The organism is Verminephrobacter aporrectodeae subsp. tuberculatae At4 (assembly GCF_000193225.1).
Classification (GTDB): Bacteria; Pseudomonadota; Gammaproteobacteria; order Burkholderiales; family Burkholderiaceae_C; genus Acidovorax; species Acidovorax aporrectodeae.
Map to the genome: position 1 here is coordinate 1 of NZ_AFAL01000789.1, position 1582 is coordinate 1582.

At 63.8% G+C, this 1582-nt stretch carries 2 protein-coding genes; both read right to left on the bottom strand.

Translation table 11 applies throughout. The annotated features are described in order from the left end of the window. On the bottom strand, positions 1–663 hold a 663-nt coding region (locus tag VTU_RS33185; protein WP_010108688.1), incomplete at its 3' end, for a SwmB domain-containing protein. A gap of 38 nt (positions 664–701) precedes the next feature. Continuing rightward, the coding region (locus tag VTU_RS29345; protein WP_010108691.1) for a SwmB domain-containing protein at positions 702–1582 on the bottom strand (881 nt) is incomplete at its 5' end.

Genomic DNA, 1582 nt, shown 5'->3' on the forward strand with positions numbered 1-1582 from the left:
GAACTCCGGGGGCGTGGTGTCTGCTGGCGTTGCTGGTGTCGCCGGCGTGTTGTTGGTCACCGCTTGACTGCTGAGGTTTGCTGCGGTGTTGCCCGCAGCGTCCCGCACCACGGCGCCGGATTCGGGTTTGGTGTAGCTGACGGTCACCGTCTCCGCGTTGGTCACGGCGCGGCTCAGCGTGAGCGTGACGGTCTTGTTCGCCGCATGCGCCACGGCGTCGCTCACGGTAATGGCCGTGCCCGTGGTGCTGCTCACCGTAAAGCCTGCGTTGCCCGTGAGCGGTGCCCCGTCCAGGCGGTTGGCTTCGGTGTACGTGAGCACCAATTGGTTGCCGTTGACCGTGGCGGTGTTGATCACCGGGGGTGTGTTGTCTGTTTTGTTGTTCACCTCCGTGGTCGGGATGCTGGTCAGGCGGTTGCCTGCTGTGTCCTGTATGCCTCTGTCGTCGCTGGGTGTGCTGTCCTGGTAGGAGATGGTCACGGTTTGACCCTGTCGCACGGGAGTGGTCAACACTATGGCGATGGTCTTGGCGTGTGTATAGAAAACCTCGGTGACGGTGTTGGCTACACCATTGACGAGCACCGTGAAGTCTCCGCTGACTGGCCATCGGCTCGGAACCTGGGATATCGAGGCGCTTGTGTCGGTGAAGTCGATCAGCAGCATGTTGCCGGTGACCCTGGGGCGAGAGTCACCGGTGGTGATCAGTTGGGGGGCGTGGTGTCGGGTGCTGTATTGACCTCCGTGGCCGCAAAGCGGGACAGACTGTTGCCTTTTGTGTCCTGTATGCCGCTGGTGTCGTTGGGTGTGCTGTCGGTGTAGGCGACGGTCGTTGTCTGGCCAGGTGTCACGGCGGTGGTCAGTATGAGCGTGATGGTCTTGGTCGTGTCGTCTACGGCGACTGCAGTGACGGCATTCGCGAGGCCCGCGACGAGCACCGTAAAGTCCCCGGTGGCCGGCTTGTAGGCCAGGTCCGCGAGCAGGTTGCTCGTGTCGCTAAAGCCAAGCACCAACTGGTTGCCGTTGACGGAGGGGCGCATGGCGCCGGTGGTGATCAGCTGCGGGCTCTCGCGGTCCAGCGCGCGGTTGTCCACCGCCGTGGAAGGGAAACGGTCAGGCTTGCCGGCAGTGTCCTGTATGGCGCTGGTGTCGTCGGGCGTGCTGTCGTTGTAGGCGACGCTCACGCTTTGACCATGTCGCACGGGGGTGGTCAGCGCCAGGGAGATGAGATTGATGTTTGCATTCACGGTGACCGAGGTGACAGCATTGGCTGTGCCATCCACAAGCACCGTGAAGTCCCTGCTGAGCGGCTTGCGGACCTCTGTTGCGTCCAAGTTGCCCATGTCGCTGAATTCGAGCATCAGCGCGCTGCCAAGGGCCCTGGGGGCTGAGGTGCCGGTGGTAATCAGCTGCGGGGGCGTTCTGTCCGGTGTGTTGTTGGTCACCGCCCGGCTGCTGAAGTCCGCCGCGTCGTTGCCGGCCGCGTCCTGCACCACGGCGCCGGTCGTGGGCTTGGTGTAGCTGAGGCTCACCGCTTCTCCCTGGGCCACGGCGCGGCTGAGCGTTAGCGTGACGGTCTTGGCCG